The sequence below is a fragment of the Pedobacter sp. MR2016-24 genome (assembly GCF_026239655.1).
In the GTDB taxonomy this organism is placed as follows: Bacteria; Bacteroidota; Bacteroidia; order Sphingobacteriales; family Sphingobacteriaceae; genus Pedobacter.
Genome location: NZ_JAPIVO010000001.1, coordinates 567,815 through 591,721 on the forward strand (window position 1 = coordinate 567,815; position 23,907 = coordinate 591,721).

A 23,907-nucleotide genomic window follows, 5' to 3' on the forward strand; every position below is an offset into this window, starting at 1 on the left:
CATATAGCTTGCTTCTAGTCGAGGTGCTTTTGACTTTTCAATGATAAGGCAATACATTAAGAATTAAAAAATAACATTTGGATTAGAGCTTTAAAATAGTTAAAATCGTTTATTATTATGCACGCATAGGAATTGAGCAATAAAACTTTATCTTACTGTTAATTGTTATTAAAATTAAGCGTTTGAGAGATCTTTATTTTTTCTACAGCATGCAGTATATTCAATTTAATTCTAACCAAATATGAAAAAGATTCTACTAGGTTTATTATTAGGCTTACCAGTTTTGGGTTATTCCCAATCTTTCCAGGTAAACCTTCAGGGGCAGAAACAAACGGCCATGGCTGGTGCAGGCACGGGAGTTGCTTTAGACGAAGCAGCGGTATTTTTTAATCCGGGAGCAGTATCATTCCTCAAAAAAAATGGTGTCCAGGCAGGTATTAGTCCACTTTATCTTAAAACGGCATTTCGGGAAAATGGCTCAAACATTACAGAGTATAATAAAGATAAGCTGGCAACGCCGGTGATGGGATATGCTGTATTTGGAAATCCTGAAGGACGTCTGCGTTTTGGTCTGGGTATATATACTCCTTTTGGCGGCGCCATGCATTGGAATGAAGACTGGACGGGTAAATATACGGTTACTTCGTTAGACCTGCAGGCAATTTATATTCAGCCTACAATCAGTTTAAAAATTACAGATAATATTGGTATTGGTGGTGGTTTGGTTTATTCAATGGGTAAGGTAGACCTGAGACGTGCGGTACCACTGACGCTAAACAACGGTCAGTCTGGCACGGCGAAGCTTGAAGGTGATACGCATGATTTCGGATGGAATGCTGGTATCTATGTGAAAACAGTTTCGGGAGTTTCTATAGGAGTAACACACCGTTCGCAGGTAACCGCAAGGGTAAAAGATGGAGATGCAAAATTCGATGTTCCTGAGGCTTTAATTGCAGGCTTCCCGACTAAGTTTACTGCTGAACTTCCTTTGCCTGCTACATCTTCCATTGGTTTTGGATTTTATCCTTCGGAAAAAACGACTATTGCTTTAGATGCAAACTGGGTACACTGGAATAAATACAAAGAGCTGGCCTTTGTTTACAATAACAATCAGCGTGTGGAAAATACCAGGTCTCCAAGGAATTACCATGATGCTGCGGCATTACGGTTAGGGATTCAAAATCAGACCACAGAAAGATTAGCTTTAAGAGCAGGGGTGGGTTATGCCTTTACGCCGGTATCTGAGGGATATGTAACGCCGGAAGTGCCTGATGCGAACAGAGTTTTACTGAGCGCTGGTATAGGATACAAAGCTTCTGAACACTTTAATGTTGACTTTTCTTTCTTGTATGAAAATGTTAAAGCAAGAAATGAAACAAATATTGAAACAGGTTTGAGTGGCGAATTTAAAACAGTGGCCTATATTCCTGGTATTTCTCTATCCTACAAATGGTAGTTAACTTATAATCCATTTTACACACGAAATTATTATTGAGATGAAATCACATTATATATTTAAAAGCATTCTTGCGGTTGCTGTTATTGCAATGGCTTCCTGCAAACCTGAACTAAAGTCGATCACCCCAAGTAAAGGAACGGCAGATTTCTCACGTTATATCGCTGTTGGTAATTCCCTGACATCGGGTTACGCGGATAACGGACTATACCTGGAAGGGCAGCAAAACTCATTCCCGCTGATGATTGCTACCCAGATGAAAACTGTTGGGGGTGGTGAGTTTTATACACCATTCTTTAGAGAGGATCAATCTGATGGATCAGGACATGTGCGGTTAGCAAGTTTCACCGCAACAGGACTGCCGGTAATAGTACCTGTAGCAGATAAACTGGCTGTACGCGGACCGGGTCCGCTTTATACCAAGTATACAGGAGAATTGAACAATTATGGCGTACCGGGTATTAAGTTAGGGTTGATCACTTTTGCACAGTACGGAAATCTCAACCCATTTTATGAGCGTTTACTACCGGGCGTGCCACCAAATAATACAACAACCTACCTTGATTTTGTAACGGCCAAACCTTTTACCTTTTTCAGCATGTGGTTAGGTAACAATGATATTTTAGGATATGCAACTACAGGTGGTGCTTCTCCTGCCGATCAGCCAACACCAAAAGCAACTTTTACCGCTTTGTATAATCTTGCTGCGTCTAAATTGATGATGGGCGGCGGTACTACGGCGGGCGCAGCGAAAGGTGTTGTATCAACCATTCCGGATGTGTTAACTACACCGTTTTTTACGACAGTAACGTTACCAACATTATTGAAAACAGTGCAGGCTGCTGCACCAACAATAACGGCATTGTGGATCACTACAGGTACTGGTACAGTAAGAGCTGCTACTACGCAGGATTATTTCCTGCTTACTTTAAGTTCTGCAAATGTTATAGGTACAGGTGCTATTCCTTACGGTTTGGCTCCTCAGAATCCGATTGAAAGTAAATGGGTGCTGGATAAAGATGAAGCTGCTGTTGTGGCAGATTATACCAATGCCTACAATGCTACAATTAAATCTGTAGCAGCCGCAAATAGTTTAGCACTGGTAGATGCAAATGCTTTATTAAAAGAATATACCGGTACAGGTAAAATGGTAAATGGTGCGACTGTAAGTTCGGCCTATGTTACAGGTAATCTGTTTTCATTGGATGGTATCCATCTTACGCCAATGGGATATTCATTGATTGCGAATGAATTCATCCGTTCTATCAATGGAAAATACGGGTCAAGCATTCCCACTGTTGATGTGACCAAATACAGGGGCGTAAAGTTCCCTTAGGTCATCTTAGGAAATTTTCATACAAATAATGGCTAAGCCCTGTATTGTCGAAAGATGATACAGGGCTTTTATTGTTTTGTGGTCAGCTTCGGTAGTGAGCAGGCTCGGGGAGGGTTATAGCTTTGCTCCTGCATTGCTCGTGGTTTAGACTTATTTTGGACGTAGCAGCCATACCCCAGCCTTACCCTAATGGTACCCTGGCTATACCCCGGCTATACCCATGGGGGTATAACCGGGGTATAGCCAGGGTGGGTCTGGAGTATGGCTGCTACGTCTAAAGCTGGTGCAAAGTAAGACTAATGGAAGTCCAATGGAATAACCGTCCCCCCGCAGTCTACGAACCAAATATTATCTGCTACATAAAAAAACGCTGCACCATACGAATGATGCAGCGTTTTTAATAAGTATTTAGCTAGTGTTTCAGCTTCGCTTTGAACACTTTTTCCAGTTTCTCCATTTTTGGCAGGATCACTAATCTGCAATAAGGCTGGTTAGCATTCTTCACAAAATAATTCTGGTGGTAGCTTTCTGCTACGTAAAATGGTTCAGCTTTAGTAATTTCCGTAACAACTGGTTTTCCGTAAGCATTTGTCTTATTCAGCTCTGCTTTATATTGCTGCGCCAGTAATTTCTGCTGTGCAGTATGGTAAAATACTACTGAACGGTATTGGGTGCCCTTGTCTGCACCTTGCTGGTTTAATGTTGTCGGATCGTGACTTTTCCAGAATACTTCCAGAAGTTCGTCATAAGTGATTTTTGAAGGATCGTAGTTTACTTCAATTACTTCTGCATGTCCTGTAGCGCCTGTACAAACATCCTCATAAGACGGGTTGGAGATCTGACCTCCTTCAAACCCTGATTTTACACTGGTTACCCCTGCAAGACGGTCGAATATAGCCTCCGAACACCAGAAACAACCCATTCCAAACGTTGCTTTCTCTGCTTTTTTCTGTTGGGCATTAACTGTACCCAGTGAAAAGAGAACTAAAACTATGATTAATAAATGTTTCATATGTATTTGTGTTTAGGTAAAATTACGCAAGCTGCAGGATTATAGTTTTCTATTCACAGTGAATCAGCTTAATATTACAATGGGTTGATATTAGTTGTGGAAATCATGAGATGTGTTGATAACTTAAACTGTTGAAATAAAGATTTTTAGTTGTAATTATTCTCGGTTTTGGAGGTTTATTAACAATTGTTTTATAATTTAGGATAACTATTACCAATTAATGTAAATATTATGTCTACACCTTATATTCCTACGTTAGACCTCGGTTCTTATATAGATGGAACAGAACAGCAACGTAAAAAGTTTTCTGATGAATTAGGCCGGGCGTTCAATGATTCGGGTTTTGTAACCATTACGAATCATGGCGTGAGTCAGGAATTGATTGATCAATTGTATAAAAACATCCAGGGCGTATTTTCCATGACAGCTGAACAGAAGGCAAAATATGAAAAGCCCGAACTTGCCGGTCAGCGTGGTTATACAAGTGCTGGTAAGGAAACTGCAAAAGGTGCTAAAACGGCCGACCTGAAAGAGTTCTGGCAAATTGGTCAGACGGTTACTGATGGCGATCCAATCAAATTCCAATATCCTGAGAATGAATACCTGGAGGAAATTCCGGAATTCAATGAAGTAACAAATGAAATTTATCAAAAGCTGGAAAGTAATGGTAAACATTTACTTAGAGCAATCGCTACCTATCTTGAATTGCCGATAGATTACTTTGATGCGCATGTACATAATGGTAATTCTATTTTAAGGGGAATCCATTATTTTCCTATTGAACATCCTGAAGAATTGTCTGATGATGCGGTACGTGCTGGTGCGCATGAGGATATCAATCTTATTACCTTGTTGATCGGTGCAAGTGCTGACGGGCTTGAAGTGTTGACACGTGGTAATGAATGGTTGCCCATCAAAGCACATCATTCGGATATTGTAGTAAATGTAGGGGATATGTTGCAACGCTTAACGAATAATAAATTGCGGTCTACGACGCATAGAGTGGTTAATCCACCGAAAGAATTAATGAAAACCTCGCGCTTTTCGGTTCCGTTTTTCCTGCACCCTCGTTCGGATATGGATTTAACGAGTCTTGATTCTTGTATTGATGAAGAACATCCTAAGTTGTATAGTGATATGACGGCTGGAGAATATCTCGACGAGAGATTAAGAGAGATAGGTCTGAAGAAGTAATAATAAATTAAGTGAAATAAAAAAAGGGTTCATTTTCATGAACCCTTTTTTTATTATACCGGAGCCTTCTATCGGGATCGAACCAATGACCTACTGATTACAAGTCAGTTGCTCTACCAGCTGAGCTAAGAAGGCTTTTAGACCCCGTTATTATCTAACAGGCTGCAATTATAAGGGAATTTATTTTTATTACAAAATATCTTTATTGAAAAGATGTGTTTTGATTTATATCATGCTGTTTTAGAGGGGTTAAAATTACATGGTATCTTGAAGGCATAGCTTTTTACTGAAATCCAATAACAAAATGGGCTATGCTGTTTTTCGCCTGCCTATCTTTTGCTGTGCAAAACATAGAAGGTCGAAAAACAGCATAGCCCGTTTTGTTCGCGACCGCTTATCTGGCGACCACCTGATTGGCGATTACCTATCTCATGCGACTAGTTGAAGGCTGAGTTTGTCTTTCCTTTGTCGATCGCCTTATTGATTACATCCTGAATTCTTGAGCGGATCCCCATTTTAACAAGCTTGTCTGTTACCGTTGGATTAACTCGGTTAGATAAAAAAACATATACGAGACCTCTTGAAGGATCTACCCATACTGCCGTTCCCGTATAGCCTGTATGACCGAATGTTTGTGGCGAAGCTGTTGATGACGGATATCTTTTTGTCAGATCCGGATCCCAGCGGTCGAAACCAAATCCTCTTCTGCTGACGGTAGACTGGCGTGCGGTGAATGTTTCTACGGTTTGTGGCTTGAGATACTGTTTTCCGCCATAAGTTCCTTTGTTCAGTAACATCTGGTACATAATAGCCAGGTCATTTGTACTGGCAAATAATCCGGCATGTCCGGAAACTCCGCCTACGAGTGCCGCTCCCTGATCATGCACATAGCCTACCAGTAATGTTTTTCTGAAATAAGTGTCGTTCTCTGTCGGGATAATCTGCTCTCTGCTGAACCTGTTTCTTGGCAGAAAACCGGCAGTCTGCATGCCCAGGGGTGCATAGAAATTTTCTGCTACATAGTCATTTAGCGGTTCTCCGCTGATATGCTCCACGATATCTTTCATGACATACATACTGATATCGCTGTAAACATATTTGCCCCTTGTTCTGATTGGCGCATTTAACATCTGCGGCCACATCACGTCCTTAAAGTAATCTTTCCTGATAAAGTAGCCGTCGGCCACTTTTGTGGGATATGCTGCAGAGGAATCAGGACTGTGGTCTGTCGCTTTAACGCCATCATGAAAACCTATATATGGAATAAAACCAGCCTGATGCAGCATCACTTCCTTTACCTGTATATTGTTCATTGCAGTAGTTCTGGCCATAGCAATGTAGGCACCAATATTGGTGTCTAGTTTAAGTTTGTTTTCTTCCACCAGGCGCATGACCATGGGGGTTGTCGCCGTGATTTTAGTGACGGATGCAATATCGAATATGTCAGTAATTTTGTCAGGCGCGCCGCCATAAGTGTGGTTTCCGTATGCTTTGTTAAAAATAACTTTACCATCTTTTGCTACCAGTACCACCATGCCCGGCGCTGCTTTTGCATTGATAGCCTCAGCAGTAATACGGTCAATTTCCAGCAGATCATCCGCATTTACACCTGCATCTTCAGGAATAGTATATTTCAAGCGGGTTGCAGACGTATGATAACCCGACCCAAGGGTGTATTTTCCTGAAAAGTTGCCGTTTAATTTATAGCTGGCGGCTATTCCGCCAAAAATAAGCTGCGGAACTATGGCAGCGGCATTGATAGTCTTTTGCTGTGACCAGATCAGGGGGGAATTAATCGCGTCTAACGCAGTAAGGACGGTGCCTTCGCCGAAGGCGGCAATAATGACCTCTTTATTTTTGGAGACAGAATTGATAAAATTAATGTACCTGGCGTTTTTTGCATCGAGATCACTGATGGAAATAATCACCGTATTATAATATTTAAGGTCATCTTCCAGTTTGTAAAGTTCCGGTGAGGCAGTATATGCTGAAGAGTTAAATGAGGTAATTTTTGCGTATTTATTCAGCAGGCTGTCAAATGTGCTCTGGTAAATGAAGCCGAGACTGACTGAGGCAATTTTTTTTTGATCCAGTGAGTCCAGCGGTATGGCAGACGACTGGTTGTTTAATAACACCGTGTGCTGCAGAGCGATGGCATTAATCTTTAAGAGATCTTCATTTTTTTTGTGTTCTTGTGCGCAGGCACTTAAGGTGAAAATTGCGGTAAAACAGATGGCAATGGTTTGAACAAGCTTACTCTTTGTCATAAAATTGTGTTGGTACAATCAAAACGTTAAAGATATAAAAAGGTTATAGCGGCTTCGTCATTTATCGGTATTTATAATCAAAAGATTTATGTATAAGGCTTATTTTCGTTAAATTAGCAACCTTTACCAAGGAAATAAATGTCAGATATAATACAACTTTTACCCGAGAGCGTCGCCAATCAAATTGCTGCCGGAGAGGTAGTTCAGCGACCAGCATCGGCAGTAAAAGAGTTGATGGAAAATGCGATAGACGCGGGGGCGAATAAGATCCAGCTGATTCTAAAAGATGCTGGAAAAGGATTAATTCAGGTAATCGATAACGGATGCGGCATGAGTGTTACTGATGCACGCATGAGTTTTGAACGTCATGCTACCTCCAAAGTCAGAAAAGCGGAAGATTTATTTGCTATCCGCTCAATGGGTTTCAGGGGAGAAGCAATGGCTTCTATTGCAGCGATTGCACAGGTGGAAATGAAAACCCGTCGTTATGAAGATGAACTGGGAACTTTAATTGAAATTGAAGGTTCTACAGTAACTAAGCAAGAGCCTGTAGCTACGCCTGAAGGTACGAGTATTTGTGTAAAGAACTTGTTTTACAATACACCTGCAAGACGGAATTTTCTGAAAAGCAATCCGGCAGAGATGCGCCATATCATAGATGAATTCCAAAGGATTTCGCTGGCCAATCCTTCGATAGCCTTTAGTTTACACCATGATGGAATGGAGATTTTCAGACTGCCTTCTTCTGCTTTGAAACAGCGGATTGTGCATCTGTTCGGGAATAACTATAACCAGCGACTGATCCCGGTTGAAGAAGATACTACGATCATCAATCTGAAAGGTTTTATTGGTAAACCTGAGTTTGCTAAAAAAACAAGGGGAGAACAGTTTTTCTTCGTGAATAACCGTTTTATTAAAGATGCTTATTTGAATCATGCGGTAAATAAAGCCTATGAAGAACTCCTGGCTGAAGAAAACTTCCCGCTATATGTACTGTTTATCGATATAGATCCGTCAAAGATTGATGTGAACGTGCATCCTACGAAAACGGAAATCAAGTACCTGGATGAAAAATCAATTTATGCGATTATTCATTCTGCAGTAAAACGTTCTTTGGGTAGATTTAACATTAGCCCGACTATAGATTTTGATCAGGAAACTGCTTTTAGTGGCATGATCAGTCATAAAGCACCGGAGGAGATTATTCCGCCAAGCATTTCCTTTAACCCTGATTTTAATCCTTTTGCCGGTGATAGCAGTTCTTCTGGGACTGCCAGTTCAGGTTCAGAGCGCACTTTCCCTGCTTACAGGAGTAACGGGAACAGTGAGCAAAGTACAAAAAACTGGGGATCATTGTATGAAATTGCGAGTAATGATCGGGCTGAACAGGTTTCCATGGAACTGCCAGGAAATGGTCCTGAGGCCAAATACGCACCTGTACAGAAGCAACTGATGCAGCTGCACAATAAGTACATCATTTCTCAGATTAAATCTGGCTTAATGCTGATTGATCAGCAGGCAGCACATGAACGGATTTTATATGAAAGGTTTAGTGTGCATCTTGAAGATCGTAAAGGGGCTTCACAGCAAAGTCTGTTTCCGCAGACGGTTACGTTAAGCCCGAATGATTACGAACTGGCGAAAAGCCTGCTGGACGATATCAAAAGTCTGGGTTTTGAAGTACGTGAATTCGGTAAAAATACGCTGATCATTGAAGGTATTCCGGTAGACCTGGGTAGTAACCAGATTAACGAAACACAGCTTTTTGAACACCTGATTGAAGGATTTAAAAATTCTCAGCAGGAACTGAAACTGGATAAAAGAGATGCACTGGCCAGGAGTATGGCCAGAAACAGTGCGATAAAGAGTGGTGTTGTTTTAGGGCAGGAAGAGATGAATATGCTGATTGAACAGTTGTTCGCTTGTAAAGCGCCTAATTTTAGTATTGGTGGTAAACCGGTGATACAGACGATGACTTTGCTGGAACTGGACAAAAAATTTGATAAATAAAGAAATTCATGAATACAATAAATATTCCTCCTGTTGTAAAAAATCTGCTCATTATTAATGTGCTGTTTTTTATCGCGACCTGGGTTCTGGAAACAAAAGGTATAGATCTGGCTACATATCTTGGGGCTTTTTATTTTGACTCTCCAAATTTTAAGATCTGGCAGCCGATTACCTATATGTTTATGCATGGTGGTTTCACACATATTTTATTTAATATGTTTGCGCTGTATTCATTTGGGTCAGTACTGGAAGCACATTGGGGACCAAAAAGGTTCATTAATTTTTATCTGATTACTGGTCTGGGGGCTTTAGCATTACAATGGGGTGTACAGGCATTTGAGATTTATCAGATTACCGGTACTCCGGTTGCACATCAGGTACTTTCTTTGACTTCACTTGAACAAGGGCAGTATAATCCTTCGCTATATAGTGCTAATCAGGCTTCTACTTTATATGGAACTTATTTCGGCCCCATGGTTGGTGCTTCTGGTGCTATCTTTGGTTTACTGGTGGCATTTGGTATGCTCTATCCCAATGCAGAGTTGTATATCATGTTCATTCCCGTACCTGTTAAAGCAAAATACATCATCCCTGTTTATATTCTGATAGAGTTAAGTTTGGGTGTGGCACAGTTTCAGGGGGATTCCATAGCGCATTATGCCCACCTTGGCGGTGCATTATTAGGTTTTATTCTGGTCAGATTATGGAAGAATAAAAACACATTTTACGATTATTATGACTAGAAATACGCTTTTAGCAGATCTTAAATATAAAGTTTTCCGCTCCGGGAATCCTGTGTTCTTTTATATAGGAGTCAATACCATTGTGTTTGTAGCGATGGCACTCTTTGGGGTAACTTATTTTTTAGCCGGAAACACGGGTGTCAGATTCCTGGATTATGCTAAGGAATACCTGGCTTTTCCTGCGGCAGTAGAACGACTGCCTTTACGTTTTTATACGCTGATCACTTATCAGTTCCTGCATCAGAATATCTTTGATGTGTTGTTCAGTATGTTATGGCTTTTTTGGATAGGACGGATCTTTATGGATTTCCTTAAACCACACCAGTTTCATTTCGTATACCTTACTGGTGGTGTAGTTGGTGCGCTGATCTTTATGCTGGCTTATAATTTTATCCCTGTATTCGCGCCTTCGCTACCGTTTATGACAATCATCGGCTCTTCTGCATCCGTGATGGCAATCGCGGTCGCAACCACAACGCTGGTGCCGGATTATACGCTTTCATTAATGCTGATTGGCAGCATCAAACTGAGATACATTATTCTTGCTTATATCGTTATTGACCTGATCAGTATTGCTTCTACCAATGCAGGTTTAAGTTTCGCACACCTTGGTGGCGGATTGTTCGGTTTTGTGTATATCAAATTGCTGCAAAACGGTAAAGACTGGAGCAGCTGGTTTAAGAGAAAGCCCAAACTTAAGGTGGTTAAAAATGATACGGCGAAGGCTGGAGCGAAAGGTAAAGTGAATAAAGTAAACCAGAAAGAGGTGGATATGATCCTGGATAAGATTTCTAAATCAGGGTATGATAAATTGAGTAAGGAAGAAAAAGAAGTGTTGTTCAAAGCAAGTAAGAATTAATGAAGAAAGAGGGATTGGGTTTCTTTGGTAAGCTGCAAGTGCTGATAGGTGCCGTTCTGGCTTTCTGTCTGCTGCTGGGTATTCTGGCCGGCAAGCTCGATCCGCGGGAACATGTACTGATCGCTTTTTTTGGGTTGGCCTATCCCTTTTTCCTGCTGCTGAATTTCCTGATGGTTTTGTGGTGGAGCCTAAGAACAAGATGGGTTTTTGCATTGCTTACTGCTGGTGTGATACTCGTTGGCTGGCATGCCTTGATGGCGACTGTCGGGCTCAAAGGTGAAGCTGGCGAGGGACCCAAAACGGATGCTGCTTTAGTAAGAATGATGACTTATAACGTGCACAGCTTTAAACCTTATGGAGAACAAAGCAATGAGGCCGTGAAGCAACAGATGCTGAATGTTGTACGTACGGAGAACCCTGACATTATCTGCTTTCAGGAATACTATACCCGCCGGAAAGGTCCTTTTGATATTACGGATAGTCTCAAACGCATTTTAAAAACGCGGAACTTTTACTTCGTTCCTTCCTCTAAAAATGACTACGAGGCATATGGATTGGCCATATTTTCAAGATATCCGATTACCAATAAGGGAGAGATCGTGTTTCCGGATCAAAATGGTAATATGAGTATTTATATTGACGTAACGGTTGGCGACAAAAAAATCAGAGTTTATAACGTACATCTGCAGTCTATTTCTTTTGATAAACAAGACTATAACTACCTGGATAAGGTAAAGGCAAAAATGGATGCAGAGATCACTCCGGCAAAAAGAATCCTGAGGATGCTGAAAACGGCCTTTGTGAAACGCAGCGCACAAGTAGATATCATGAAGGCACATATGAAAACCTGCGAAACGCCCTTCCTGATTGCAGGCGATTTCAATGATACACCGGCATCTTATGCGGTTACGCAAATGACAAAATCACTGAATAATACTTTTGTGGAAGAGGGAACAGGTCTTGGGCGTACTTATAACGGCAAATTTCCTAATTTTCAGATTGACTATATCTCAGCTTCAAAGACAATCAAAGTCATTAATCACCGGATAATTGAAGCGAAATTATCCGATCATTTCCCTGTAAGAAGTGACTTAAGGATCAACTAAATATACCTGCAATTTTTTACCTTTGTCGCCAGGGCCTTAATGCGCCCTGCATATAAATATTATAAAATGGAGAACGGCTTACAGCTTTACAACACGCTAACACGTAAAAAGGAACTTTTTGAACCCCTGAACGGACCCAATGTTGGGATGTACGTTTGCGGGCCTACTGTTTACAGTGATGTACATCTGGGTAACTGTCGTACTTTTATTTCTTTTGATTTGATCTTCAGGTATTTGAAATTCCTGGGTTACAAAGTGAGGTATGTACGTAATATTACTGATGCCGGCCATTTGGAGGGCGACCGTGACGAGGGGGATGACAAGTTTGCGAAACGTGCCAAACTGGAGCAGCTGGAGCCGATGGAGATTGTGCAGAAATACACGCTGGGTTTCCATGATGTAATGAGGATGTTCAATACCCTGCCACCAAGCATAGAACCTACCGCTACGGGACATATTATCGAACAGATTGAAATGATCCAGGATATTATTGCAAACGGTTACGCTTATGAGACCAATGGGACTGTTTATTTTGATGTAGAAAAATATAGCCAGACTTATAATTATACTATCCTGACCAACCGTAACCTGGAAGACATGATGGCGAATACCAGGGAGCTGGGCGGTCAGGATGAGAAACGGGGAAGACTGGATTTTGCCTTATGGATCAAAGCTAAACCAGAAACTATTATGCGCTGGATCTCTCCATGGGGAGTAGGATTTCCGGGATGGCATATTGAGTGTTCAGCAATGAGTGCTAAGTATTTGGGTGAAGAATTTGATATCCATGGTGGTGGAATGGATCTGGCTGCAACGCATCATACGAATGAGATTGCACAATCTGAAGCATGTTATCATAAAGAACCGGCAAAATACTGGATGCATACCAATATGCTTACGGTTAATGGTTCACGCATGTCTAAAACAGCCGGCAACGGATTTATGCCATTGCAGTTGTTCAGTGGCGACCATCCATTGCTGACTAAAGGCTATAGCCCGATGACGGTTAAGTTTTTTATGCTGCAGGCACATTACCGCAGTACGCTGGATTTCTCTAACGATGCACTGGATGCTTCAGAGAAAGGTTTCAGAAGGCTGATGAATGCTTTAAGTTTACTGGAGAAACTGGTGGCATCTGATAGCGGAGAATTTGAAATTGAACCTATCAGACTGAACTGTATCAAAGCAATGAACGATGATTTTAACAGTCCGGTAGTAATTGCTGAGCTGTTTGAAGCGGCTAGAATCATCAATACAGTTTATGATGGCAAAGGACGTATTACTGCTGCAGAACTGGAAAAACTGAAGGTGCTGATGCAGGAATTTGTTTTCGATATATTTGGACTGAAGGATGAAGAATCTTCAAATAATGAATTAAACGATGTGCTGGATATGGTAATCGATATCCGTAAGAGCGCTAAAGAAAATAAAGACTACGCCACTTCTGATAAGATTCGTATCGGACTCCAGAATATTGGCATCCAGTTAAAAGACAGCAAAGAAGGTACTACCTGGAATAAAATTTAATATTAACCTACAAAACAACTATTTTAAAATGATGAGGAATAAAATAATCTGCACCCTGATTGCTGTAGCTTTCGCTTTCGGGGCTTTTGCACAGCGTTCTGATGGTACTACAAAGTCGCTGGTTAACGCAGAAAAAGAGTTTGCAGAAAGTGCAGTGAAAAATGGTGTGAAGTCAGCTTTTCATTCTTATAGTGCAAATGATGCAATTGTTTTCAGGCCAAATCCTGTCAATGCAAAAACTTACTATGCTACACAGCAGAATGATAAAAACCTGGTATGGTCACCTTCATATGCAAGGGTAGCAAGGAGCGGCGACTGGGGATTTACTACCGGCGGGTTCACTTTAGAAGGTGATCAGAAAGTGTATGGACAGTACGTTTCTGTGTGGAAAGCGATTAACGGTAAATGGGAATTAGTGATAGATCTGGGTGCAGAACATAATAAGCCATTGCATCCGGTGGCTGAAAAATTTATTGAACCTACCGAGTATTACAAACCTAAATTCAATGGAGAGAAGCAGATTGCTGCCGGAAAAGATATCCTATTTACGACAGAAAGAACATTGAACGCTACCCTGAAGTCTTACGGTATGGGTGCCTTTGGCGGTTTCTTAAATCATGATGCCAGGGTTATTTTTCCCGGATATGAGCCTATCATAGGCAAAGATAAAGCGATTGCTTTCTATTACAATATGGTGAGCAAGATGACCTTAAAAACCACTCAGGCAGATAAAGCTTCAGGTGGTGACCTTGCCTATACTTATGGAATTGCTACTATAGATTACAAAACTGATTTAAGAGAAAGCTTTAATTATGTTTTCATCTACGAGCGCCAGAAAGATCATAACTGGAATTTAATACAGCAAATTTATACGCCGGCAGAACGTTAACCGGCATGCTAAAAGGAAAGGGTTTCTTAAACTAAGGTTTAGAAACCCTTTTTTTATACCTGATAATTAATTGCAGCGTTAATAAAATACGATGAAAAAACACTTACTTTTTACCACGTTATTGTTGCTTGGCTTGTTAACAGCTGAGGCGCAGAAATTCGATAAACAGAGTCACAGAGGGGCAAGGGGACTCATGCCGGAAAATACGGTCCGTTCAATGCTGCGCGCACTGGACCTGGGTGCTACTACGATAGGGATGAATGTGGTCATCTCTAAAGATCATATGGTGGTGCTGTCTCATGAACCCTATTTCAATAATGAAATTAGTCTTACTCCGGCGGGGAAAGAGATTTCCCTGAAAGACGAGAAGAAGTTTAACATGTACCAGATGGATTATGCAGAAATCAAGAAGTTTGATGTAGGCAGCAAAGTACATAAACGTTTTCCTGGTCAGCAGAAATTTAAGGCTTACAAGCCTCTGTTAGCTGAAGTGATCGACTCTGTGGAGGCCTATGTAAAAGCGCATAAGCTGCCAAAGCCGGTTTATGCTATAGAAATCAAGACCATCCGTAAAGGTGATCTGGAGTTTCATCCCGAGCCTGCAGTTTTCTCACAGTTGGTCATGGATGTAATTGTAGCAAAAAAGATGACCAAAAGAGTACTGGTTCAGTCTTTCGATATCAGGTGTCTGCAATATGTGCACGAGAAATACCCAAAGATAAAAACCGGTCTGATGATAGATGAAAAGGAAGATTTTGCCAATAATATCAGTGACCTGGGTTTTAATCCGACGGTATATAGTCCTTACGCCGTATTGGTAGGCAAGGGGCTGGTCGACCGTTGTCATGCTGCTGGTATTAAAATCATACCATGGACAGTAAACAGCAGGGAAGATATGGATTACATGGTTGACTTAGGGGTAGATGGGATCATTACTGATTTCCCTAATCTGTTTAATCACCTGACCATACCTGGAAGTAAGATTAAAACAGGTTCTGAATAATCTTTTCTACAGAAAGACCTTCTGCTTCTGCACGGTAATTACGTACAATCCTGTGGCGGAGGATAGCTTCTGCTACAGCTTGTACATCTTCTATATCAGGTGCATATTTGCCAGAAATAGCCGCATGGCATTTAGCTCCTAAAACAAGAAATTGTGAGGCTCTTGGTCCTGCGCCCCAGTTTACATACTGGTTAATTTCCTGCGTTGCCAATGCGGTTCCCGGACGCGTTTTGCCAGTTAACTTTACCGCGTATTCCAATACATTATCTGTTACCGGTATGTTTTTGATTAATTTCTGGAAATACTGAATCTGCTCTGCATTGATAATCTTCCTCAAGGTGACCTCGGTATTGCTTGTCGTATTTTTAACGATAGTCAGCTCCTCAGCAAAACTTGGGTATGTTAGCGACACATTGAACATGAAACGATCAAGCTGCGCTTCAGGCAGGGGATAAGTACCTTCCTGCTCAATAGGATTCTGCGTAGCCAGTACAAAGAAAGGATTGGGTAAGATATGTTTGTGACCAGCTGCGGTAACAGATTTTTCCTGCATTGCTTCCAGTAAGGCCGCCTGGGTTTTTGGTGGCGTCCTGTTGATTTCGTCTGCCAGCACAATATTAGAAAAGACAGGACCTTTAATAAATTTAAAATTCCTGTCTTCTCCCAGAATTTCTGCACCGATAATATCTCCCGGCATCAGGTCTGGTGTGAACTGTATCCTGTTAAAATTCAGATCCAGTACGTTGGCTACTGTTTGCACCAGTAATGTTTTTGCTAAGCCTGGTACACCTACCAGTAAACAATGGCCATTGCTGAAAATAGAGATCAGTACTGATTTAACTACTTCATCCTGCCCGATAACGACTTTTCCAATTTCACTTTTGATATCCTGATAAGTTTTGTGGAGGGCATCAACTGCCGCTATGTCGTTATGGTATGGCATATTATTTTGTTTCTGTAGTAGCGGGCTTAGTCCATATTTTTAGTTCGTCGCACTCATTGTACTCGTCGTCGATTCTAATATAAGTGTTTTTTCTTCTTTTTTCGAACCATTCACTCATTACGCGATCTTGTTTCTGTTGTTGTGCCTTCTCCTTAAACTTGGTATAATCCTGTTCCAGGTTACCTTTATGCGGGGCGATTTTATTTTTTAATAAGATGACTTTATAACCTTCTTTACCGTCAGCTCCTGTAAATGCAACAGGTTTTGATATTTCACCCACTTTCATTGTATCTACTACTACGAATACTTTAGGATCCAGTTTATCAGAAGGAATGAAGGTAGTTCTTGCCGTAACGTTGTCTGCAAATAATACCATACCACCGTTGTATTTTGACTCTTTATCAGCTGAGAACATAGATGCCGCAGTAGAGAAAGTGATTTTTTTATTGTTGATATTATTATAGATACTGTCTGCATGGAGTTTCAGACGATCCATGCTTTGCGGTGTATTCTGCGGACGGATCAGGATGTGGCGTGCATGTACCTGTTCACCTCTGCGCTCAACAACCTGAAGTACGTGGTAACCAAATTCGGTTTCAAATACCGGAGAAAGCTCTCCCGGCTTCAATTTAAATGCAAAAGCAGTAAATTCTTTAGCCATCATGGTACGGTCGAAAAAGCCCAGGTCGCCACCCTCCGGTGCAGATCCCGGATCTTCCGAATATGTTTTTGCCAGGAAAGCAAAATCTTCACCGCTTTTCACCCGTAACCTGATCGCATCAAGCTTGTCATAAAAACGTTGTTTCTCTGCTTTGGTCAGCTCAGGATGGAGTACAATCTCACCTACTTCAAATTCAGTAGGAATATCCGGTAAGCTGTCTTTTTTATAAGAATCATAATATTTTTGTACTTCTGAAGGCGTAATGCTTACTTTTTCCGTGATCGTCCCCTGCATTTTATTTGCCTGAAGCTGATCTTTTACATCCGGTCTCAACTCGTCTTTGTACTGTAATACTGAACGGTTCAGGAATTCTTCCAGTTTGTCCTGTCCGCCTGCACGCTGAATCTGGTAACGCATTCTGCGGTCCAGTTCATCATCTACCTGCTTATCATCAACCATCACAGAGTCAATCTCCGCCTGTTGCTTTAAAAGATGCTGAACAAGCATTTGCTGTAGAATATAACACTTCATCTTCTCATTTACCGGGTTTCCTGAGTTCAGGTACATTACATATTGCTGGTTTAATTCGGACAATAAGATGACCTCGTTTCCAAGCACTGCAATCACTTTATCTACGCTTTGCTTTTGGGCATGTACATTTAAAAACAAGAAGAGCAATCCGCTTGCCATCAATAAAACTTTCTTCATTATACTTTCTTCAATTATATTTTATTTGCAAATTTACTATTATTCAGCGATTTGTAAGCTGTATTATCTAATCAGTCTCTGCAAGGCAGTCTGATCAATGGTTACTTTGTATTTATTTCTCAGTGCAGTTACCCAGTTGCATTCCAATTGCTGCTGAAAATCGGCTGCCACATCGCTTTTTACTTCGTCATAAGGCTTTGAATCATATACCGTAACATTTGATGTGTAATAGTTGTGGATGTCGCTTTCACTGTCTGCCATGATGTCCCATATCTTACGCTCTGAAATATTAAAAAGCAACAGGGCCTCTTTATATTCATTGATCACCAGAGAATGATCTCTTTGCTGAAGATCAGCAGGTAACGACGCTACAAAAGCAGCTTCATAATTCTTTACTTCCGCCAGATAGGTGCTGTCCTTGTCCAGCTGCAAATTGCATGCGTCCAGCACTTTAAGTTTGAAGTCTACATAAATATTTAAAAAAGAGATCAGCTGTGTCAATGTTGTTTTACCAGAACCGGGACGGTGTTTTTGATATACCCACATGAATTCCTTCAGCTCAACAGGTTTGCCGTTTATAACCGCAACGCTTTGTGCAGCAGCGGCAGCATAGAAAAAACAGAGGATAACAATGCAGCAGGTTTTTCTCACAAAAGCTTAACTAGGGTATTTTTAAGGTATAAAAGTAACAAATAAAGGCACTATAATAAGATATTTAACTAATTTTAACACAAAAATGATGACCTGTAAAACGAAGAGGAATGGGCGAACAACTGACTGATAATGCAGCAGCACTGCGGATGTTTTTTACAGAAGATATTTACCTGGTAGGCACTGAGCCCCTTAGCCTGCCTGTACAAACTGTTCCGGCAACAAATCCGGAACCCGCCCGGGCGCCGGAAGTCGCAGTAATACCCGCAGGCTTAAGTCCGGCACCTGTAATAGTGAAGACTGAGTTTAAGTATCTGGGTAAAAACCAGAAGAATGTGCTGATTATCGTAAATGATCAACAGAACGAAGTGAGCAGCGACAGGGGGAAGGAATTACTTCGAAATATTGTTAAAGCGATACAGCTCTCGGCCAGTGATTTTGCACTGGTAAATTATTCCGCTTATAAAGGGGCACAGTTTACAGAAATGACTACCTTTTTCTCGAGTAAACTCGTGATGATCTTCGGCGTTCAGCCATCATTACTGGGGCTTGGTGATCAGCCAAAAAATATCATTTTTATGGAAGCTGCCACACAGGTTGTTTATGCTGATAATCTTGATCTTCTTGCTGAAGATCAGCTGGGAAAGAAAACACTTTGGGGAAGTATAAAAAAGCTATCAATATGAGCAGACAATTAGTATTTGCTACACATAATCAATATAAAACTGAAGAAGTACGTCAGCTGCTTGGTGATCAGTATGAAGTATTAAACCTGAATGATATCGGCTGCGATACGGACATTCCTGAGACGGCTGATACCTTTGCCGGCAATGCCGAGTTAAAGAGCAGTTTTGTGGTTGATAATTATCAGATCGACTGCTTTGCGGACGACAGTGGGCTGGAAGTGGAATCGCTGAATAATGAACCTGGCATTTATTCCGCCAGATATGCGGGAGAAAGGGGAGATGCTGCTAATATGGCCTTTCTGCTTGAAAAGCTGCAGGGTGTAGTCAACAGGAAGGCGCAATTCCGTACGGTAATCTCGCTGATCCGGAATAAAGAGAAGTTTCTTTTTGAAGGAATTATCCAGGGTACAATCAGGGAAATGCCTACCGGTACCAATGGCTTTGGCTACGATCCGGTTTTTCAGCCAGACGGATATAAGCAGACTTTTGCTGAAATGGATATGGAGCAAAAGAACCAGATCAGTCACCGTGCACTTGCGATGCGCAAACTTATCGCTTTTTTAAAAGAACAGGCTGTTTAGATAAAGAATCAGCTTTCTTCAGCAATCCTGGAACTACTTTCATTGCTGTGTCGGCAAGCTGAGCAGGCGTTTTAGCCGGTATGGAGAGGCTATCAGTTACGCTTTTTAGCTGTTTAACAACGCCACTTACCGTTTTACTGTCTTTTTTAACTGCAGTTTTGGTAGCAGTTGATTTCTTTGCGGGTGCTTTTGTTACCGTTTTTTTGGGTTTTGCTTTAGGATTGGTAATATCTTTTTTGGAACGTGGTCTTAACTCTGGCTTCCAGATAAATCCGGTCAGGATTACATCCTCTTTAATTTCCGCGACCGGCGTAGTAGCGCCTTCTACATCTTTTATCGGCACAACATCAGAGATTTCACTGTTTCTGAAAATGATTTTTATCCTGCTGCTGATGGTTTGGTTCATCTTATCGTAGGCTTTACCATCGTCTGTTTTAGTGAAATATACACTTTCTGCATTCCCGTCAACATACATGCTGCTCAATTTACCCTCCTTGAAAAAGCCGGTAATCAATTTTCCTTTAATCTGGTTGAACTTGGCTGAATCGGCCTCCACATTTACAGAAAATGCATTCTGAATCACCTGCAGGGAGTTTATTTTTTTATTCCTCAGCTGCAGATAAATTGTATCCCCTGTTTGCTGTGAACCCTGTGCCCAGAGTATGGGATTTTTATACCATCTCAAGGTCGAATCAGCACTAGTGTAAAAAAGGGAATCTGCCTTTGCCTGCATGTTCGACTTAAACACGTTCACCTGGTGGTAAGCTTTGATTGTCCTTGTCAGCACCGTATCCATAGGATTAAAAGGTAAACTGTCTTTTGCACTGAGTTTTTTCGCTCCTTTAACCGCTGTCTGTACAGCAGACTTAGTTTTTGGATCTGCAGTTTTTGCATTTGCTTTTCCTTTCAGGCTATCTGTTTTTACTTTTATGCTGTCTGTTTTGCTCCCCCCTGGTTTGACTGAATCTTTTTTAAGGACGATGACTGGTTTTTTGAGGACAGAATCAATTTTGCCTGAAGACAATTTTGGAAGACTATCTGTTAACGCACTATCTTTTTTCAGGCTATCCCTTGTTCCCGGCAAGGCAGTCTTACCGGCATCTTTTAATTTCTTTTTATCGTCAGGCACCTGCTTTCCTTTATTTCCGGCTGGCGCTTGTCCGGGTTTCTTAGCAGCCGGAGTACCAGGTTTTGTAGCTGCACTTTTCCCTTTTTCGCCTGCTTTTCCTTCTCTTACTTCTTCGCCCAGCTCATTGTCCTTTTTAATCACAGGGCCTTTGATCAGTTTTAATGTTTTCTGCAATACCATCTGTGTTTCCAGCGTATCTGCACCGAGCCACAAGCTGTCCGGTTTTTTAACGTCCTTTACCATAATGGAATCATTGGTACCCATTCCGGCATAAGCATTTTTCGTCACCACCGTGCGCTGGTCTTTTTTATAATAATAACCCAGCTGACCATGCATCAGCATTTTATCTACGGTATCCTTAAAAACGATATTTTTAACCGCTTTACCATAACCCGCAATCCCGTCATAATACAGACTATCACCTTTTAATGATCTGCTGCCTGAAGTATATAAATTGTTCTTTCCGAAGTAAGCATAGGTAGTTTTTGTATTGTAGGCACCGTTCTCTGTATACAGATTTCCATCTTTCTCCTTGATATTGGTCGGCCCATAAAAGTATGCCCAGTTGGTTAGTGTATTGTAACGCAGTGTGTCTGATTTTATCGTGCTCTGTTCAGTTACCACCAATACATTATACCTGAAATAAGCGTCCCTGGAATTCGCAAAATAATATCCGTTTTTACTGGTTATCGTAGCGTCTTTATTCACGATTTTACCCCCATTTACGTAAGTACCTACTTTTGGGCCCATATCGTAGTCCAGTATATTTGTCGTTAGTACCGAAGTCCGGTCCAGTAAGCGTACATTGCTGGATAAATGGGCAATTTTTGCATTACCATCGTAGGTGAGCCTGTCAGAATATATGTTTACCGTATCAGCCTGATTAATGTGTACATTCTCATAGGCCTCGAAATAGTTCTTTTTTGTATAAAAAACGGCACTGTCACAAGTCAGAATAGCATTGTCCTGACGAAACACTGGTTTTCTCAGGTAAGTGATATCGCTTTTAGTGATGATTTTGCTTCTTTCAGAACTCTGAAGGATGATTTTCGTTTTTTCCTGTGCCAGTACTGCTGATGGGAGAATGACAAACAGCAGGTAAACTGTCAATGCTTTTTTGAAAAAAGAAGGTATGGATACGACCTGCGCTTTATCACTCCTGGTTTTTAAAACCGAATATAGCCAATTGAAAACGTGTAATTTTTGCACTTTACAAAGGTAGTTTTTTGCTTACCATTTTAAATTAAATATTTTTGACCCATGTTACCCTTACAAAGCTTCAAAGAATATATAGATCATCATTCCTTAGTTCATAAGGGCGACAGAATATTGCTGGCTGTAAGCGGAGGCAGGGATTCCGTTCTGATGGCACATCTTTTTAAACAAGCTGGTTATCAATTTGGCATTGCGCACTGTAATTTCAGACTAAGGGCAGAGGAATCACAAAGAGATGAACAATTTGTAATCTCCTTAGCTGCAGCGCTCGAGGTTCCATGTTACGTAACGCATTTTGATACAAAAGCGTATGCTGCTGCCCAAAAAATATCTACCCAGATGGCTGCGCGGGATTTGCGTTACCGCTGGTTCGAAAGGATCAGGCAAGAGGAGGGCTATGTTAAAATCGGCATTGCGCATCACCAGGGAGATGTGATAGAAACGGTGCTGCTGAATCTGACAAGGGGGACGGGGATAGCTGGTCTGCATGGTATCCAGCCGCAAAAGGAATGGCTGATCAGGCCGCTCCTGTTTTTATCCGCACAGGATATTCATCAATTGATCGTCTCCAATGCTATAGATTATGTGGAAGACAGTTCTAATTCCAGTACTGCTTATGCCAGGAATAAAATAAGACTGGCTGTAGTGCCGGTGCTGAGGGAACTCAACCCTAATCTTGAACAAACCTTTGAACACAATATCCGGCGCTTTGCAGAGACGGAGATGGTACTTCAGCAGGCTGTAGTTCAGCTCAGAGCAGATATCTGTGAGCTGAAAAGTGATGGTATTTATTTATCATTGGAAAAGATCAAAGTTTTGCATCCGCAAAGGTTGCTGCTTTTTGAAATTTTAAGGGAATATTTTTTTACGGAAAATGTAGTGGACGAAATCCTTCATTCGTTAAACAAACAGAGTGGTACCTCTTTTTACAGTCCGGGCTACCGGCTTACGGTCGACAGGGAATTTTTGATCCTAACGGAAAAAGAGGATTCCGCAACCAGGTCAAATATCATGATTCATCCTGCCGATACCTTTGTCGAATTTGATCATCAACAGCTCTGCATCAGCTTTAGCGACACAGTTTTCTTTGAAAATGACAATTGCAAGGCCTTTATTGATGCAGATCTGCTTATATTTCCATTAGTGCTGAGATCCTGGCAGGATGGCGATCGTTTCATGCCATTGGGTATGAGCAATTACAAAAAGCTGAGTGATTTTTTTGTGGATCAGAAGATTCCCCTGCCAAACAAAGAAGCTATTCCTATTTTAATTAATGGAAATGGCGATATCGTGTGGATAGCAGGGTTGCGACAGGACAATCGCTATAAAGTAACGGCGACAACAAAAAAAGTCGCTATATTCGAACAGAAATTTATAATAGATGAGTAACAGGTACGCATTTCTGGAGAAACAATATATTGGTCGTGATTATATCAGGATTTGTATCAGACTATTGATGGCTGCCTTCTGTTTTGGTGCTTATGTCTATGAAAGAGACCGGGATAGAACACAGGATTTATTTCTGGTAGTAGGCTTTGGAATTATTGGTATCTCTATTCTGCTCTTGTTCTTAATTCAGTATAAAACTATCATCAATAATAAAAGTTTGATTATCGATGGATTATGGACGGCAAAAAAGGTGAAAATTGATTTAAACAGCATTGTCAGTGTTAGAAAAGATACTTACAGCAATTATTTGTTTAATAATCCTGTTTATAACCTGCATCGCAAAGGCAGTATCCGTTTTTACTCATCTGGCAAAGACGCAGTCGTGTTAACAGACAGGGATGGTCTGGAGTATTATATTGGTACTCAGCGCCCCAACGAGATGTATCTTGTGATTCAGGATGAGATGAAGACTAAATTGTAAGGGACAGGCGAAATAATTGCAATTGTTTAACACAAAGCTCATTTATAGTACTGTAATTTGC

Annotated in this window: 20 protein-coding genes and 1 tRNA gene; 14 read left to right on the forward strand and 7 right to left on the reverse strand. The window is 41.1% G+C overall.

Annotated elements, in window-relative coordinates; translation table 11 throughout:
• Positions 1-241 precede the first annotated feature (241 nt).
• Positions 242-1,456 carry an OmpP1/FadL family transporter gene (locus OQX62_RS02560; protein WP_265829842.1) on the forward strand — a complete coding sequence of 405 codons (1,215 nt, stop codon included), beginning with the start codon at positions 242-244 and terminating at the stop codon, positions 1,454-1,456.
• A 40-nt stretch (positions 1,457-1,496) separates the two neighbouring features.
• Positions 1,497-2,792 (forward strand): SGNH/GDSL hydrolase family protein, encoded by a 1,296-nt coding sequence (locus OQX62_RS02565; protein WP_265829844.1) that lies wholly within the window; start codon positions 1,497-1,499, stop codon positions 2,790-2,792.
• Between the two features lie 412 nt (positions 2,793-3,204).
• Here the strand turns inward: OQX62_RS02565 and msrA are convergent, their stop codons facing one another.
• Positions 3,205-3,804 carry a peptide-methionine (S)-S-oxide reductase MsrA gene (gene msrA / locus OQX62_RS02570; protein ID WP_265829845.1) on the reverse strand — a complete coding sequence of 200 codons (600 nt, stop codon included), beginning with the start codon at positions 3,802-3,804 and terminating at the stop codon, positions 3,205-3,207.
• 231 nt (positions 3,805-4,035) lie between these two features.
• Here msrA and OQX62_RS02575 point away from each other — a divergent pair, with 231 nt between their 5' ends.
• On the forward strand, positions 4,036-4,998 hold the full coding sequence (locus OQX62_RS02575; RefSeq protein ID WP_265829846.1) for an isopenicillin N synthase family dioxygenase: 963 nt from the start codon (positions 4,036-4,038) through the stop codon (positions 4,996-4,998).
• A 62-nt stretch (positions 4,999-5,060) separates the two neighbouring features.
• Here OQX62_RS02575 and OQX62_RS02580 read toward each other — a convergent pair.
• Both OQX62_RS02580 and OQX62_RS02585 read right to left on the reverse strand, forming a co-directional pair.
• Positions 5,061-5,133: transfer RNA gene (locus OQX62_RS02580), tRNA-Thr, on the reverse strand.
• A gap of 302 nt (positions 5,134-5,435) precedes the next feature.
• Positions 5,436-7,265, reverse strand: coding sequence for a serine hydrolase domain-containing protein (locus tag OQX62_RS02585; protein WP_265829847.1), 1,830 nt, complete (start codon positions 7,263-7,265; stop codon positions 5,436-5,438).
• Positions 7,266-7,403: 138 nt separating this feature from the next.
• Here OQX62_RS02585 and mutL point away from each other — a divergent pair, with 138 nt between their 5' ends.
• The 7 genes from mutL to OQX62_RS02620 all read left to right on the forward strand — a co-directional run bounded on the left by mutL (position 7,404) and on the right by OQX62_RS02620 (position 15,402).
• Positions 7,404-9,275 (forward strand): DNA mismatch repair endonuclease MutL, encoded by a 1,872-nt coding sequence (gene mutL / locus OQX62_RS02590; protein ID WP_265829848.1) that lies wholly within the window; start codon positions 7,404-7,406, stop codon positions 9,273-9,275.
• A gap of 8 nt (positions 9,276-9,283) precedes the next feature.
• Entirely contained in the window at positions 9,284-10,018 is a 735-nt protein-coding gene (locus OQX62_RS02595; protein WP_265829849.1) for a rhomboid family intramembrane serine protease, read from the forward strand.
• Entirely contained in the window at positions 10,011-10,877 is an 867-nt protein-coding gene (locus OQX62_RS02600; protein ID WP_265829850.1) for a rhomboid family intramembrane serine protease, read from the forward strand. The genes OQX62_RS02595 and OQX62_RS02600 overlap by 8 nt, the downstream gene beginning before the upstream one ends.
• Positions 10,877-11,983 (forward strand): endonuclease/exonuclease/phosphatase family protein, encoded by a 1,107-nt coding sequence (locus OQX62_RS02605; protein WP_265829851.1) that lies wholly within the window; start codon positions 10,877-10,879, stop codon positions 11,981-11,983. The genes OQX62_RS02600 and OQX62_RS02605 overlap by 1 nt, the downstream gene beginning before the upstream one ends.
• 66 nt (positions 11,984-12,049) lie before the next feature.
• Positions 12,050-13,510 carry a cysteine--tRNA ligase gene (cysS, locus tag OQX62_RS02610; protein WP_265829852.1) on the forward strand — a complete coding sequence of 487 codons (1,461 nt, stop codon included), beginning with the start codon at positions 12,050-12,052 and terminating at the stop codon, positions 13,508-13,510.
• 28 nt (positions 13,511-13,538) lie between these two features.
• Positions 13,539-14,399, forward strand: coding sequence for a nuclear transport factor 2 family protein (locus tag OQX62_RS02615; RefSeq protein ID WP_265829853.1), 861 nt, complete (start codon positions 13,539-13,541; stop codon positions 14,397-14,399).
• Positions 14,400-14,490: 91 nt separating this feature from the next.
• Entirely contained in the window at positions 14,491-15,402 is a 912-nt protein-coding gene (locus OQX62_RS02620; protein ID WP_265829854.1) for a glycerophosphodiester phosphodiesterase family protein, read from the forward strand.
• On the opposite strand, the gene OQX62_RS02625 is transcribed toward OQX62_RS02620, so the two are convergent.
• The 3 genes from OQX62_RS02625 to OQX62_RS02635 all read right to left on the reverse strand — a co-directional run bounded on the left by OQX62_RS02625 (position 15,383) and on the right by OQX62_RS02635 (position 18,365).
• Positions 15,383-16,345, reverse strand: coding sequence for an AAA family ATPase (locus tag OQX62_RS02625; protein ID WP_265829855.1), 963 nt, complete (start codon positions 16,343-16,345; stop codon positions 15,383-15,385). The two genes, OQX62_RS02620 and OQX62_RS02625, sit on opposite strands and share 20 nt — an antisense overlap.
• A 1-nt stretch (position 16,346) precedes the next feature.
• Entirely contained in the window at positions 16,347-17,714 is a 1,368-nt protein-coding gene (locus OQX62_RS02630) for a peptidylprolyl isomerase (protein WP_265829856.1), read from the reverse strand.
• Between the two features lie 63 nt (positions 17,715-17,777).
• Entirely contained in the window at positions 17,778-18,365 is a 588-nt protein-coding gene (locus tag OQX62_RS02635) for a hypothetical protein (RefSeq protein ID WP_265829857.1), read from the reverse strand.
• A 110-nt stretch (positions 18,366-18,475) separates the two neighbouring features.
• Between OQX62_RS02635 and OQX62_RS02640 the strand changes: the two genes are divergently transcribed.
• Positions 18,476-19,051 carry a hypothetical protein gene (locus tag OQX62_RS02640; RefSeq protein ID WP_265829858.1) on the forward strand — a complete coding sequence of 192 codons (576 nt, stop codon included), beginning with the start codon at positions 18,476-18,478 and terminating at the stop codon, positions 19,049-19,051.
• Positions 19,048-19,632 carry a non-canonical purine NTP diphosphatase gene (locus OQX62_RS02645; protein WP_265829859.1) on the forward strand — a complete coding sequence of 195 codons (585 nt, stop codon included), beginning with the start codon at positions 19,048-19,050 and terminating at the stop codon, positions 19,630-19,632. Before OQX62_RS02640 ends, OQX62_RS02645 begins: the two co-directional genes overlap by 4 nt.
• Here OQX62_RS02645 and OQX62_RS02650 read toward each other — a convergent pair.
• The gene (locus tag OQX62_RS02650; RefSeq protein WP_265829860.1) at positions 19,601-21,970 is read right to left on the reverse strand and encodes an OstA-like protein; all 2,370 of its coding nucleotides are present in this window, start codon (positions 21,968-21,970) and stop codon (positions 19,601-19,603) included. The genes OQX62_RS02645 and OQX62_RS02650 overlap by 32 nt on opposite strands.
• Before the next feature lie 51 nt (positions 21,971-22,021).
• Between OQX62_RS02650 and tilS the strand changes: the two genes are divergently transcribed.
• Both tilS and OQX62_RS02660 read left to right on the forward strand, forming a co-directional pair.
• Positions 22,022-23,365 (forward strand): tRNA lysidine(34) synthetase TilS, encoded by a 1,344-nt coding sequence (tilS, locus tag OQX62_RS02655; RefSeq protein ID WP_265829861.1) that lies wholly within the window; start codon positions 22,022-22,024, stop codon positions 23,363-23,365.
• Positions 23,358-23,846 carry a hypothetical protein gene (locus OQX62_RS02660; RefSeq protein ID WP_265829862.1) on the forward strand — a complete coding sequence of 163 codons (489 nt, stop codon included), beginning with the start codon at positions 23,358-23,360 and terminating at the stop codon, positions 23,844-23,846. Before tilS ends, OQX62_RS02660 begins: the two co-directional genes overlap by 8 nt.
• Positions 23,847-23,907 lie beyond the last annotated feature (61 nt).